13 protein-coding genes are annotated in these 12821 nt (G+C 62.0%); all 13 read left to right on the plus strand.

Features of this window, described 5'->3' with window-relative positions; genetic code table 11:
* Window positions 1–2 precede the first annotated feature (2 nt).
* The 13 genes from MPRO_RS00695 to MPRO_RS00760 all read left to right on the plus strand — a co-directional run bounded on the left by MPRO_RS00695 (window position 3) and on the right by MPRO_RS00760 (window position 12613).
* Window positions 3–914 (plus strand): ParA family protein, encoded by a 912-nt coding sequence (locus MPRO_RS00695; protein ID WP_439646774.1) that lies wholly within the window; start codon window positions 3–5, stop codon window positions 912–914.
* Window positions 898–1149 carry a cobyrinic acid a,c-diamide synthase gene (locus MPRO_RS00700; RefSeq protein ID WP_067285880.1) on the plus strand — a complete coding sequence of 84 codons (252 nt, stop codon included), beginning with the start codon at window positions 898–900 and terminating at the stop codon, window positions 1147–1149. Before MPRO_RS00695 ends, MPRO_RS00700 begins: the two co-directional genes overlap by 17 nt.
* Complete coding sequence (locus MPRO_RS00705; RefSeq protein ID WP_067285883.1) at window positions 1142–2803, plus strand: ParB family protein; 1662 nt, start codon at window positions 1142–1144, stop codon at window positions 2801–2803. Before MPRO_RS00700 ends, MPRO_RS00705 begins: the two co-directional genes overlap by 8 nt.
* Window positions 2804–2827: 24 nt before the next feature.
* Entirely contained in the window at window positions 2828–3388 is a 561-nt protein-coding gene (locus tag MPRO_RS00710) for a DUF2857 domain-containing protein (protein ID WP_067285885.1), read from the plus strand.
* Between the two features lie 3 nt (window positions 3389–3391).
* Window positions 3392–4624, plus strand: coding sequence for an STY4528 family pathogenicity island replication protein (locus MPRO_RS00715; RefSeq protein WP_067285887.1), 1233 nt, complete (start codon window positions 3392–3394; stop codon window positions 4622–4624).
* Between the two features lie 213 nt (window positions 4625–4837).
* Window positions 4838–5659, plus strand: a complete 822-nt coding sequence (locus tag MPRO_RS00720; protein WP_067285889.1) for a PFL_4669 family integrating conjugative element protein — start codon at window positions 4838–4840, stop codon at window positions 5657–5659.
* Window positions 5656–6198 carry a DUF3158 family protein gene (locus MPRO_RS00725; protein ID WP_067285891.1) on the plus strand — a complete coding sequence of 181 codons (543 nt, stop codon included), beginning with the start codon at window positions 5656–5658 and terminating at the stop codon, window positions 6196–6198. The genes MPRO_RS00720 and MPRO_RS00725 overlap by 4 nt, the downstream gene beginning before the upstream one ends.
* 71 nt (window positions 6199–6269) lie before the next feature.
* Entirely contained in the window at window positions 6270–6671 is a 402-nt protein-coding gene (locus MPRO_RS00730) for a single-stranded DNA-binding protein (RefSeq protein ID WP_067285893.1), read from the plus strand.
* Between the two features lie 531 nt (window positions 6672–7202).
* A complete protein-coding gene (locus MPRO_RS00735; protein ID WP_067285895.1) occupies window positions 7203–9212 on the plus strand; it encodes a DNA topoisomerase III in 2010 nt (669 codons plus the stop codon).
* Window positions 9213–9849: 637 nt separating this feature from the next.
* On the plus strand, window positions 9850–10242 hold the full coding sequence (locus MPRO_RS00740) for a hypothetical protein (protein ID WP_067285897.1): 393 nt from the start codon (window positions 9850–9852) through the stop codon (window positions 10240–10242).
* 379 nt (window positions 10243–10621) lie between these two features.
* Window positions 10622–11173 carry an STY4534 family ICE replication protein gene (locus MPRO_RS00750; RefSeq protein ID WP_067285901.1) on the plus strand — a complete coding sequence of 184 codons (552 nt, stop codon included), beginning with the start codon at window positions 10622–10624 and terminating at the stop codon, window positions 11171–11173.
* A gap of 190 nt (window positions 11174–11363) precedes the next feature.
* On the plus strand, window positions 11364–12191 hold the full coding sequence (locus tag MPRO_RS00755) for a DUF932 domain-containing protein (protein ID WP_067285903.1): 828 nt from the start codon (window positions 11364–11366) through the stop codon (window positions 12189–12191).
* A 128-nt stretch (window positions 12192–12319) separates the two neighbouring features.
* Window positions 12320–12613, plus strand: a complete 294-nt coding sequence (locus tag MPRO_RS00760) for a hypothetical protein (RefSeq protein WP_067285905.1) — start codon at window positions 12320–12322, stop codon at window positions 12611–12613.
* Window positions 12614–12821: the final 208 nt, after the last annotated feature.

A 12821-nucleotide genomic window follows, 5' to 3' on the forward strand; every position in this document is an offset into this window, starting at 1 on the left:
CTATGAACGCCTTTTCTATCCACAAGGAGAACGCCATGCAGGTGGTATCCATTATCTCGACCAAAGGTGGTGTGGGTAAAACCACCACCGCCGCCAATCTGGGTGGTCTCGCCGCCGATGCTGGCCTGCGCGTGTTGTTACTCGACCTGGACGTGCAGCCGACACTGTCATCCTACTTCGAGCTGACCCACCGCGCGCAGGGCGGCATTTATGAGCTATTGGCGTTCAACGAACAAAGCCTCGAGCAGCTGGTGTCCCGCACGGCGGTCACGGGCCTGGATGTGGTGCTATCCAACGACGACAGAGGTGATCTGAATACGTTGCTGCTGCATGCCCCCGATGGGCGCCTGCGGTTGCGCCATCTGTTACCCATGCTGGCGTCGCGCTATGACCTGGTACTGATCGACACCCAGGGCGCACGCAGCGTGCTCCTGGAAATGGCGGTACTGGCCTCCAATTTGGCACTGTCACCTGTCACGCCGGAGATTCTGGCGGCGCGCGAGCTACGCCGCGGTACACTGCAGCTGATCGACGACCTTGCCCCTTACCGTCACCTGGGCATTAACCCACCGCCTTTGCACCTGCTTATCAATCGGGTGCACCCCGTTTCAACCAATGCAAGGCTGATCCACCAGTCACTGCGACACGTGTTCCAGGCGCGCAGCGGTGTGCAGGTTCTGACTGCCATCGTCCCGGCCATTGAAACCTACCCCCGGGCATCGACCAGGCGTTTACCGGTACACCGTATCGAGCAGCGCGCACCCACCGGTCGCGTGGCGCCGGCCGCACTCGATACCATGCGCACGCTGGCCTGCGAGCTGTTCCCGGCCTGGTGCGACAAGTTCGCGTCCGTGACCGGTAAACCCCAGACAAACGGCGAGACGCGGAGTGACGATAATGGCCCGCGCCTATAAAGTCGCGCGCGGCCACAAGCGGCTGCGCGCACTGATCGCATTTGCCCTGAACGAAGGTTGGTGCATCAAACGCACACCGGGCGGCCATCTGAAATTTAGCAAGCCCGGCCACGCCTCGATCTACACCAGTTCCACCGCCAGCGACCACCGCGCCAGCTTGAACGCCCGCGCCCAGCTTCGCCGCGCGGCCAGACAGGCAACGGGCAGTACTTCTGATGAGTGCAGGCATGAATGAGCTAACGCCAGAACAGATGGCGACTGAGCTGCTGGCCGAAAGCTTCGAACGCAACGGCCCTGCTGCCAACACCTTGAGTGATCCGATCGCCGACACCCCAATGGTGGTGACACTCGACCAGTTGCGTCCCTATGACCATGATCCGCGCGTCAAGCGCAATCCGGTCTACAACGAGATCAAGGCTTCGATCCGCGAGCGGGGCCTGGATGCGCCGCCAGCAATCACGCGACGCCCCGGTGGCGAGCATTTTATCATCCGCAACGGCGGCAACACCCGACTGGCGATCCTGCGAGAGCTTTGGGCTGAGACCCGGGAGGAACGCTTCTTTCGGATTGCCTGCCTATTCCGCCCCTGGCCGGAGCGCGGCGAGATCGTCGCCTTGACAGGCCACCTGGCCGAGAATGAACTGCGCGGCGGCCTGACCTTCATCGAGCGGGCTCTGGGGGTGGAAAAAGCCCGCGAGCTCTATGAGCAGGAGCGCGATGGCACGCTGTCCCAGTCCGAATTGGCCCGTCGCCTGAGTGCAGATGGCTATCCGGTGCAGCAATCGCATATCAGCCGCATGCATGACGCCGTGCGCTACCTGCTGCCGGCGATTCCGAACCTTCTCTACGGCGGGCTGGGCCGGCATCAAGTCGAACGGCTCGCTGTGATGCGCAACGCCTGCAAAAGGATCTGGGAACACCACACCGCCAAGCGTGACGTGGGAATGGAGTTCGAATCGCTGTTCCAGGACGCGCTGGCACAGTTCGATACCGAGCCGGATGGCTTCTCCGCCCAGCGGGTACAGGACGAAATGATCGGTCAGATGGCCGAACGACTGGATGTCGACTACGACGCCCTGAGCCTGGATCTGAATGAAAGCGAACACCGGCAACGCGTGTTAACCCGCGAGCCGTCTCCTATCGAACCCGAACTTTCGATGCATCCTTCGCCTCCCTTCACACCACACCCGAGGGTCGAATCCCCCACGACCGCATCGGCCCAGCCAGATAAAACACCCGTCACACAGCCTTCGACTTCAACGCCACAAGGCGGCACGGCCGAACTCGGGAACGTAGCACAAGACGATACCTCGCTGACAGGTAGCCTCGTGCAGGAGCATATAGTGTCCGAGGCGCCCACGACCAACCGGCTCCAGTCCATTCAACGCCTGATGGCCGAGCAAATAGGCGACGAGGCGTCGCCCGACTTCGAGTCCAGGGTGCTGCAGGCGATCCCGATCCAGGCCGGTGGGCTGTATCCCATTTCAGATGTCTGGTACATCGAGCCAGGTCTTAACGTACCGGACAGACTACGGGCACACATCGCACAGTTCGCGCGGGAAATTGCCAGCGAAGCGTCGATCGCCGACTACATCGTGCCTCGTGATGGCGGCATCGGTTTTACCTGTGTACTACCGCCCACGAGTGAACTGCAGGCGTTGCCGCCCTTTCCCGGTACGGTTCTGGTCCTGCTGCTGTCGCTGAACGGTGAAGCAGCGGCGGCCGTTACAGGCCTGGAGCGAGGATTGCTGTCCAACGAATTGGCAACCCTGCTGTACGGCCAGGGCGATCCGGACCGACGGCTGAGCGACACGGCGCTCGTCAAACTGTTCCGTCTATTGCGCCTGGCGCGACGACTGTTTGATCTTGAGGCCGGCAATGCAGATTGAGGATTCTGAGCCAGGGAGGCCACCATGTCGTCACCACATCCGCTCAACCAGGCCGTGATCGCCCAGGCATTGCACGACCTGCGCAACGGCCAGCTACGCCGCTGCAAAACGATGGGCTTCGGTGAAACGGAGCTCGAAGCGCTGAAGCATCCGGCCATGGTGAGTGTGCTTGTGAATGCGACTGTGTCCTGGTGTTCAGTTTCGATCAACCGCGATGTTCTCAAAAGATTACTGAACCAGGCGCAAGACGTGGAACAGGAAATAGCCAAGGTGGATCGCATGTTGCGGCTCGGCGCCAGTACCGAAATGGTCAGTGGGTTTTACGGCCTCACCCACCAGGAAATCGCCTTGCGACGAGACGTGCTCGGCCTGCCGAAACGCAAGGGGCGTCACCCGGTGCTCGACGAGCAACAGGATACGGCGCTGTGGCAGCGCTGGAGACAACTCACTACGCAAAGGGGCGTTGAAGCGGACGATGCCGCGTCCATGCTGGATGTCGCCATGGATCTGTCGGAAAGCATGACACTGCCCTTGTCAGTGGTCTGGGCGGCCATACGAAACTGGATTGACCAGGCATTGGAATAGGCCATGGCGGCGGATGATCCATCCCGGCATTTAAGCCCCGTCCCGCTCTCCGACCTCTTTGATGGCGTCCTGAAACAGCTGGCACCCACAGAGCAAGACGCCACCGCGCACGGCGACGGCATTCTCTACAGTGGCAACCGTCACGAGAGCGTGCCTCGAGCGCTGTTTCTCGACACCCGCCTGACTCCGCTGGAGCGCAATGCCTGGCAGGTATTCCGGCTGCTGCTTAACGACCATGGCGTCACCACCCTGCCCACCTACGATCAGCTGCGGCCCTATCTGGCCTCCATGCCCTGCGGTGCCCGCGCCTCTCATGAAACCGTGGCCCGCGCCCTGACGCTGCTGCGGCTAACGCGCTGGCTCAGCCTGGTGCGTCGGCGCCGCGACCCGAGATCGGGACGTATCCTGGGCAATTTATATGTACTGCATGACGAGCCTTTGACCCCGTTTGAGGCGATGCAGCTCGATGCGGACTACCTCGGTCTGGTCAGCCAAGCGCTCGATCACGCCGCCAAAGCAGTCCGGACCGTCGGCCTGAACGCCCTGAAAGAGATCGCCGATGATCCGCTGCTCAGTGGCCGCACCTTGCCAACCCGCCTGCAGGTTTTGGCGCAGCGAATGACTGACCACGACATGGATTCAAAACACCATCAACAGGACGGGGCGATGCGTGATTCCGAAGAAGGCTCCACCACCCTTCTTCGGAATCAGGAACCCCGTCTTCGGAATCAGAAAGGCCTCGCTTCGGAATCCGAACCAGGGTCGAAAGCCCCAGCTGACGGCAGGCTTCGGAATCCGAAGGAGGACCGTACTGTAAGTAATAGTAATAATAAAATACGTATACCGCGCGCACGTGCGCACGAGGGGCTGCAATTGCCCGAACGCTTCACGCGCCTGAAAGACGAGCAGCAGGCCGGCGTCCTGGTGGCGCTGCAACAGCTGGACGAGACACTGCAGCAGGCCGTGCTTGACGAATGGGACGCCCGCTGCCTGGCTGACACCATCCGTAATCCCGCCGGTTACCTGTTCGGCATCATCCAACGTGCCCTTCAAGGCGAATTCAACGCCTGGCTCGGTCCGGCGGTGGCCGCCTCGCCCACCGCAAAGCCACAATCGCCGTCACCACGACCACCGCCAGCATCATCAACGCCATCAAGGTCGAAACCGAAAGTCGCCCCGCCTGAGGTCGCCCTGGAATACCTCGCGAGGTTGCGTGAGTTTCTGCGCGATAGCTAGACGGTCATCAGAGTGCTGACGCTGGCAACGTAACCCTCAGTGGAACGCCCTGGCGTTATCCCCAGGGGATAGCTCGCGCCAGCCATGCCTTCAGCCATACCTTCAGCCATACCTTCGACAAATCCGGGAACGCTTCAGGTTCCTTTAGTTGACTGACAGCCTTCCGGTTGATGGCGATGCTATCGACTCGTTACTCAACCGCGAGTCCTCACCATGGCAAACACAGGACCACTACAACTCAACCTCGGGTCACTGCGCAGCGCGATGTCGCTGACGCTGCATACCCATCATGCGTCGCGCATCTGGCACGGCCGGGCCGCTGCCGAGGGCAAGCCTGCGATCGTCGGCCTCAACGGTTTCATCGCCGTGATGAACAAGATGAAACGGGGTGCCGAGCAGGACGACCCCTACAGCGATTGGTGGATGCTTCGCATCGAGGAGAAGCTGGAGCAGACCAAAGCGACCCTGCAGTCGCTGCGTGAACAGGTGGACCAGGCGCTCGCGACGGTACCGTCCGCCCTCAGCCTGGGGGAAAACCTCAACGTTCAACCCGTCAAGCTGCCGCTGTTCGTCAATGCCCAGCTGGGCTTTGCGGCGGTCTACCTCCTGGCGGACTACGACGATCTCGCACGCAAGCTCATCCTGGCCCACCACACCGCACTGATCGACCGTAGCACACTCGAACGCTGGCTCAATGACGGCGCCCATGCGCTGCGCAGCTTGTTCTCGCTGGCCCAGCAATACCGCTACTCCGGTTGCTGCCGTGACGATTTCGCGGCCAACAATGCAGCAGCCCGGGCGGCGCTGGAAAAGTTTGGAGCGCTGCCGCAGGACGTATTGGAGGGAACGCAGCGATCAGGCTTCGCACCACCGATCATGCGGCGGGCAAACCAGCACCATGTCGATGCCGATGCCGATGCCGATGCCGATGCCGATGCCGATGCCGATGCCAGCAAGTCTGAGCCTGACGATACGCAGGGCGATACCTCGACATCGGTCGACGCCACTGGCACCAACGGGGAGGACTCAGCATGACGGAACAGGCTCAACATCAACGGCGGTATTTCCAGCCGTTGCAACAGGAAGACTTCCTGCGCCTGGAACACGCAGCCTATCTAAAAGGCCTTTTAAAGCCTTTTAAAGGTAACGGGAGTCTGGAGGACTGGGCCAACCAATGCCACGCGCTGCGAGACAGTTTGATTGCATTGGCGCAACGGCGCGTACTGCCACAAGTGAGCGGTTATCCGTTCCGGCTGCTACCCGTCGAACTGGCCCAGCAGACCACTGGCGCAGGCACTACCTTTCTGCGCTGGCGCAAACCCGACCGTTCCGCGATGGGCGTAGCGCTGTGGCAGGCGATGATGGACAGGCCCGGCACGCCGGTCCATTTGCTCGCTGACCTGCTAGCGCTCGAGCACCAGCGCATCACGCTGAACATGCAGATCAGCCTGCTGCACAGCCTCGGGCGTCAAGCCCATGACTGCGCCAACAAGATGGCCGCGGCTGATGCCGCGTACCAGCAGCGCCTGGCGGTACCTTCCATCACTGCGTCAGCGGATCGGCTGCCACCCTAGTTCACCGGCATCCCTTTTTTCTGCACTGCCCCTGCCAACAAAGAGCGACCAACCACCTCGGAGAATTCACCATGAGCACCCATTTCTACGGCGAAGGAAACATCGGTTCGGCACCGGAATACCGCGAGTTTGCCAACGGCAACGACCAGCCAAACCGGTTGCTGCGCCTCAATGTCTACTTCGACAACCCCATTCCGAAGCGGGATGGCAGCTACGAGGACCGCGGTGGCTTCTGGGCGCCTGTCGAGATCTGGCATCGCGACGCGGAGCAATGGGCCGGCCTCTACCAGAAAGGCATGCGCGTGCTGATCGAAGGCCGGGCCGTACGTGACGAATGGGAGGATGCCGACGAGAACGAGCGCGTTACGTTCAAGATCGAGGCTCGCCGTGTTGGCATCCTGCCGTTCCGGCTGGCGTCGGTGACACTCAGCGAGAAGCCGGCCAGCGGTGAGCAGGCCCCCGCACCGGTGTAAATCCGCCCCCCACAGGGAGCAGCCGCCAACCCGGCAGCTGTTCCCTGCGCCTCCCCCGCACCACGACCTTGCCACGTTATCCCCAGGGGATAATTCCACCGACGTCCACTGCAATCCGCGCGCTCCGAGCAGGAGGCTTGCGTACAACATACCGCTGCGTACCGAACAAACCCGCTCTGCTACCTTGCCACGCTATCCCCAGGGGATAATTCCACTGACGTCCACTGCAGTCCGCGCGCTCCGAGCAGGACACTTGCGTACCAAAATCCGCTGCGCACCGTGCAAACTCACTCTGCTACCTCGCCACGTTATCCCCAGGGGATAGTTCCACTGACGTCCACTGAAATCCGCGCGCTCCGGGCAGGAGGCTTTCGTACCAAAATCCGCTGCACACCGAGCAAACTCACTCTGCTACCCTGCCCGACCACGAGTAACCGGTTGACCTCGCAGTCCGCTTTTTTGCGGTAGGCGTTTGGCGCCCGGGGCATGCTGCTGTACACCGAATGAACTCAATGATGCAGACGAGGCCGCATGCGACTCTACCTGTGCGAAAAGCCGTCCCAGGGCAAAGACATTGGACGGGTACTGGGTGCGACGCAGCGCGGTAATGGCTGCTTCAAGGGCCCTGACACCGTCGTCACCTGGTGCATCGGTCACCTGATCGAGGCCGCACCGCCCGAGGCTTATGGCGAGCAGTACAAACGCTGGTCCCTCGAGCAGTTACCCATTATTCCTAAGCACTGGCGCGTTGAGGTCAAGGCCAAGACCGCCGCGCAATTCAACGTCGTCAAACAGCTGATGGCACAGGCCACCGAGCTGGTGATCGCTACCGATGCCGACCGTGAGGGCGAACTGATCGCCCGCGAGCTCATCGACCTCTGCGGCTACCGCGGTCCACTCCAGCGACTCTGGCTGTCCGCACTGAACGACGCCTCGATCCGCACGGCACTGGCCGCACTCCGGCCAGCGGCCGAGACGCTGCCGCTGTACTACTCCGCGCTGGCCCGCGCCCGGGCCGACTGGCTGATCGGGATGAACCTCAGTCGTTTATTCACCCTGCTGGGCCGGCAAGCGGGCTACGACGGCGTACTGTCGGTGGGCCGTGTGCAGACGCCGACCTTGCGCCTGGTCGTCGATCGCGATCGCGACATAGCGCAATTCGTTTCAACGCCGTTTTGGACCATCGATGTCGCGCTGACCCACGCCGGCCAAACCTTCATCGCCAACTGGCTCGCACCCCAGGCATGCGCGGACGACAAGGGCCGCTGCCTGCAGGAAGCGATTGCCCAGCAGGCCACGCAGCTCCTGCGCGCCGCAAATATCGCCCAGGTGGTCACGGTCGAGACCGAACGGGTACGCGAAGCGCCTCCGCTCCCGTTCGATCTGGGGACGCTGCAGGAAGTCTGTTCCAAGCAGATGGGACTGGATGTGCAGGAGACGCTGAACATCGCGCAATCCCTGTACGAGACGCACAAGGCCACCACCTACCCACGCTCGGACTCGGGCTACCTTCCCGAGTCCATGCTGGCCGAGGTGCCAGGCGTGCTCGCCAGTCTGCTCAAGACGGATCCTGCGCTAGGACCCGTGATCGACCAGCTGGACCCAACCCGGTGCTCGCGCGCCTGGAACGACGGCAAGGTGACGGCGCACCACGGCATCATTCCCACACTGGAGCCTGTCGATCTTGCCAAAATGAGTGACAAGGAACTGGCCGTCTATCGACGCATCCGGGCCCACTACCTGGCGCAGTTTCTGCCGGATCACGCATTCGATCGCACCACCGCCACACTGTCGTGCGGCCGCGAGACGCTCCAGGCGGTTGGCAAGCAGATCGTGACACCGGGCTGGCGCCGGGTACTCACAGAGCCTGAGCCAGAGGATGCCGACACGGAATCCACCACTCGTAGCCAGACGCTCCCGCCACTGCAGAAAGGACGCTCATGCCCCGTCACCGGCGTCGAGTTGAAGACCCGCAAGACGCTGCCCCCACGGCCGTTCACCCAGGGAGAGCTGGTCAAGGCGATGAAGGGGGTCGCCAGGCTGGTGTCTGATCCGCGGCTGCAGCAAAAGCTCAAGGACACCGTGGGCATCGGTACCGAAGCGACACGGGCCAGCATCATCAACGGCCTGCTCGCCCGCGGCTATCTGGTAAAAAAGGGACGCGCCATCCGCGCATCCGATGCGGCTGTCACGCTCATTGATACGGTTCCGGCAGCAATCGCCGATCCCGGTACCACGGCGGTGTGGGAGCAGGCGCTGGATATGATCGAAGCCGGTCAGATCACTCTGGAGACGTTCATCGAGAAACAGTCGGCCTGGATCGCACAACTGGTTACGCAGTACCGCGGCACGACCCTGGCCATCAAGGTCCCCGAGGGGCCAGCCTGTCCGCAGTGCGGTGCAGCCACGCGCCAACGTACCGGCAGAACAGGCGCATTCTGGTCCTGCAGCCGCTATCCAGAATGTACAGGCACACTGCCGGTCCCATCCGCCAAGCGCGGCACCCAACGCAAGCGCCGTGGTAAACCCAAAGCCTCTTGATCCCGTCTGTCGCAATGGCCGACACTGTCAACGTGACAAGCGTCCCGCCTCCCTGCGGGACTCCCAGCACGCGACCCCTTCTGCGACGGTGTGCGCGTCCCGCCAGATCCGCAATGGTCACGGGGCGAGAAGGTCGTTTTTCCTCGAATCGCGCGTCGCGCATTCTATTGATCAGTGCGGTTTGCGTCCGCCGCGACGGGTCCCCTGATACCTTGCCAGGCTGTTTCGATTGAATCTGCCACCACGCGGACTATCAGGAGACCCGTCGGGTCGACGGTATTCGGTGCCGGTGCCCACCGGTGAAACAACGGGCGCCTTTTGTGCGCGGATGTGTGCCAGTAAATACCGGCTCCAGCCACGATACGAGCCGGGTGAGCATGCGGTGACAGCGAACGGCTTTAGCGACGGCTGAACCCTGCGCCAGCCCACAGGTGGTGTGTTCCTCCCTAGCCGAATGTCGTTCCGGCCTTCGGCGCTTTCTCCCGTTTTCCCGTCCGTTAACCCTGTATCGGCCACCATCGCCTGCCGGCCGATCAATCCGAGAAGTGCCCGCGCCCCATTGCCACATGACGTCAACCTACTGCCGGGTCAATGCTTGGCGCCGACCTGTGACTAAAAACGATTAAGGAGTAGTGCCATGCATCACCCCCTGCCTCGAGACGTGATTGACCGGATCGCCAAGGAAGAACAGCATTTTGCCCACGCTCCCGAAGCGTTTTTCCAGGCCTGGAAGCGTGGCGTCGTGCTCGCCGGGCCGCAATGGTTTGGCGATGGCACCCATGAGGGCCTGCAGCGCGCGACCAGCGAGTGGGAGCTACGTCCCAACATCCAGGCCCTCATCGACGCCCTCAGCGTATTGAATCATGGGCAGCGCCTGTTCCTGTCGGCCATGGTCAGTTTCTACAATACCACCGAGGGGAACGCCATGCTCCGCCGCTGCGGGTTCCAAGGCCTGCCTGCTCTGGGTGGCCTGGATCTGCAGCAGCGTCAGGTTCTTGCCGATCTGTTGCTGAATTATCGCGGCGGGTGAGCCCATCCGTCGCAGCGCCTCAGTGCCTCAACGCCCATGATCCGCTGCATCCTCAGTGCACGCAGGCCGAGAGGCTTTACCTTCAATAATGAGGTCGGTCCCCGATATCCATTTTCCATCGCGCACCCCGCGTGCTGCTGGCAGGCTGGTCCCATGTTCCGCTGACGCCGTCAGCGACATGCCAGGCAACCGTCGGTCTTCGAGGTTGCGGCGCGGTTTCTGCCGCGTGACCGAGCCAGTTCGCACCGGCATCGATACGCGAACGACCGTCATTGCGACGGCGATGCCAAGACGCTGTTCCACCAACCCGCGCGGGGGTTCCACACCTCCCCGTCGGGTCGGGTGTGTCTCCGCACTCTGATCCATCAGGAGATTCACCATGACCACATCCAACGAAAAGTCGTACTTCGACCTGCACATCACCGGGCTCGGCTATCTGAACCGCATCCGCGAGGTCAGGCCCAAGAAAGGCGATGCCTTCCTGGCCTGCGATATCGCGGCGCTCAATGGTCCCAGCGACGCTGTGTCCTATGTCCGCTTCGACACCCGTGTATCGGGCTCGGAAGCACAGCACCTGGTCCGTCGCTGCCTTGAAGCGGTCGACGCCGAAAAGAAAGTAATGATCGGCTTTCGCCTGGGCGATCTCTGGGCCGACACCTTCACCTACACCAAGGGCAAGCGTGCCGGCGAACAGGGCGTGAGCCTCAAAGCCCGCCTGCTGTTCATCAGCTGGATCAAGGTCGAGGGGCAGCAGGTTTACAAGGCCGAGCCCCGCCCGGTCGAAACTGACGCGCAAAGCTCCCAAGAGCCAACGCTCGCGCCTATCCAGGAGCAAGCTCCGGTTCAAGATGCATCCCCGGCTCCCGCAGCGGAGCCTGTCGGTGAAGCCGCCGTCCAGGCACACGCACCGGCGGTAGCCGAGTCGTTCTGACCTTGACTTAATTTTTCAACTACCCCCTCACAGCGGCCGCCGCCATGCCCGATGCCGGTGGCCGCTTATGTTCCAGGACTGGCATCTCGCCATGGCCTGATTCCAACCGCCGCGTCAGCGGCACTCCATCACCCGCCAGGGTTCCTACCCAGAGGGGCGGAACTCCGGTATTTCATCCAAGGAGATCATCATGCAACTTGCATCCCGCTTCGCTTATCGTTCCCCGGTGCTGCGCTCGAATCATCCCCTGTCCGATGACCAGATTCGCACCGTCGCGCCCTCCATCTTCGCAGACACCCCGCACGCAAGCCGCTCCGAACGTTACAGCTACATCCCCACAGCGGCTGTGCTGACCGAACTGCGCAGGGAAGGCTTCCAGCCATTTATGGTGTGTCAAACCCGCGTGCGCAAGGAAGACCGCCGCGACTACACCAAGCACATGCTACGCCTTCGCCATGCGAGCCAGATCAACGGCACCGAGGCGAACGAGATCATCCTGCTCAATTCGCACGATGGCACCAGCAGCTACCAGATGCTGGCGGGCATGTTCCGCTTCGTCTGTCAGAACGGCCTGGTGTGCGGCGACATGTTTGCCGACGTGCGCGTGCCTCACAAGGGCAACGTCACCGATCGCGTGATCGAGGGCGCCTACGAGGTGCTGCATGGGTTCGAGCAGGTGCAGGACTCGCGCGACGCCATGCGTGCCATCACGCTCGACGACGGCGAGGCCGAGGTCTTCGCCAGATCGGCTCTGGCCCTCAAATACGGTGAACCCGGCAAGACCCTGCCGGTCACCGAAAACCAGATCCTGCAGCCCCGTCGCTTCGACGACAATCATGCGGACCTATGGTCCGCGTTCAACAGGGTTCAGGAGAACCTCATCAAAGGCGGCCTGACCGGCCGCAGCGCCAACGGCCGCCAACAGCGCACACGGCCTGTCCAGGGCATCGACCAGAATATGCGGCTCAACCGCGCACTCTGGCTGCTCGCGGATGGCCTGCGCAAGCTAAAAGCCTGACACAGGGCTAGGTCCTGACCATTCCCTGTTCCTGTCGCCCAGACGGCTTGCCGTCTCCTTCATCCACCCACCGGGGCCAGTCATCCCCTTGGGGTGCCGTGGCCCTTTATCTTCGAGAGGTAATCACCATGGCACAGGCCATTTCCTATCAACCACGCGTGCAGCTCGGCCAGGTCGTTATGACCACGGGCATTAGCGATCTGATACAACGCGGCGTCTTCGATGCCGTGCCCTTTCTCCAGCGCCACCTCAACGGTGACTGGGGCGATCTCAGCGACGACGACCGGCACCAAAACGATGCCGCACTCAAGCACGGGGAGCGATTATTGTCGTCCTACCAGGTCACACCGACCTTGAAACTCTGGATCATAACCGAACGGGATCGCAGCGTAACCACACTGCTATTGCCCAACGAGTATTGATCCGATTTCCCAATCCAGGGGCCTGACACCACCCCCTCCAGGGGAGGTGCATGCCCCGCCTTTTCTGGAGCATCATCATGTCCCTGTGGCTACCTCGCAGATGACCTGCCTGGGGCTGATGGCCAGAAAGTTACTATCGCTGAGTACTCTGGGGGGACGTGTCGGAGTCCGGGTTCAATGTCCTCAACTAGCAGGCTGTTGAAAATCT

Origin of the sequence: Marinobacterium profundum, from assembly GCF_001528745.1 — a bacterium.
GTDB lineage: Bacteria > Pseudomonadota > Gammaproteobacteria > Pseudomonadales > Balneatricaceae > Marinobacterium_A > Marinobacterium_A profundum.

Bases quoted from the DNA above. Each gene is read 5' to 3' on its own strand.
- MPRO_RS00750 (WP_067285901.1), top strand. From the start codon at position 10,622: ATGACCACATCCAACGAAAAGTCGTACTTCGACCTGCACATCACCGGG.
- MPRO_RS00755 (WP_067285903.1), top strand. From the start codon at position 11,364: ATGCAACTTGCATCCCGCTTCGCTTATCGTTCCCCGGTGCTGCGCTCG.
- MPRO_RS00695 (WP_439646774.1), top strand. From the start codon at position 3: ATGAACGCCTTTTCTATCCACAAGGAGAACGCCATGCAGGTGGTATCC.
- MPRO_RS00720 (WP_067285889.1), top strand. From the start codon at position 4,838: ATGGCAAACACAGGACCACTACAACTCAACCTCGGGTCACTGCGCAGC.
- MPRO_RS00700 (WP_067285880.1), top strand. From the start codon at position 898: ATGGCCCGCGCCTATAAAGTCGCGCGCGGCCACAAGCGGCTGCGCGCA.
- MPRO_RS00705 (WP_067285883.1), top strand. From the start codon at position 1,142: ATGAATGAGCTAACGCCAGAACAGATGGCGACTGAGCTGCTGGCCGAA.
- MPRO_RS00715 (WP_067285887.1), top strand. From the start codon at position 3,392: ATGGCGGCGGATGATCCATCCCGGCATTTAAGCCCCGTCCCGCTCTCC.
- MPRO_RS00730 (WP_067285893.1), top strand. From the start codon at position 6,270: ATGAGCACCCATTTCTACGGCGAAGGAAACATCGGTTCGGCACCGGAA.
- MPRO_RS00740 (WP_067285897.1), top strand. From the start codon at position 9,850: ATGCATCACCCCCTGCCTCGAGACGTGATTGACCGGATCGCCAAGGAA.
- MPRO_RS00710 (WP_067285885.1), top strand. From the start codon at position 2,828: ATGTCGTCACCACATCCGCTCAACCAGGCCGTGATCGCCCAGGCATTG.
- MPRO_RS00725 (WP_067285891.1), top strand. From the start codon at position 5,656: ATGACGGAACAGGCTCAACATCAACGGCGGTATTTCCAGCCGTTGCAA.
- MPRO_RS00760 (WP_067285905.1), top strand. From the start codon at position 12,320: ATGGCACAGGCCATTTCCTATCAACCACGCGTGCAGCTCGGCCAGGTC.
- MPRO_RS00735 (WP_067285895.1), top strand. From the start codon at position 7,203: ATGCGACTCTACCTGTGCGAAAAGCCGTCCCAGGGCAAAGACATTGGA.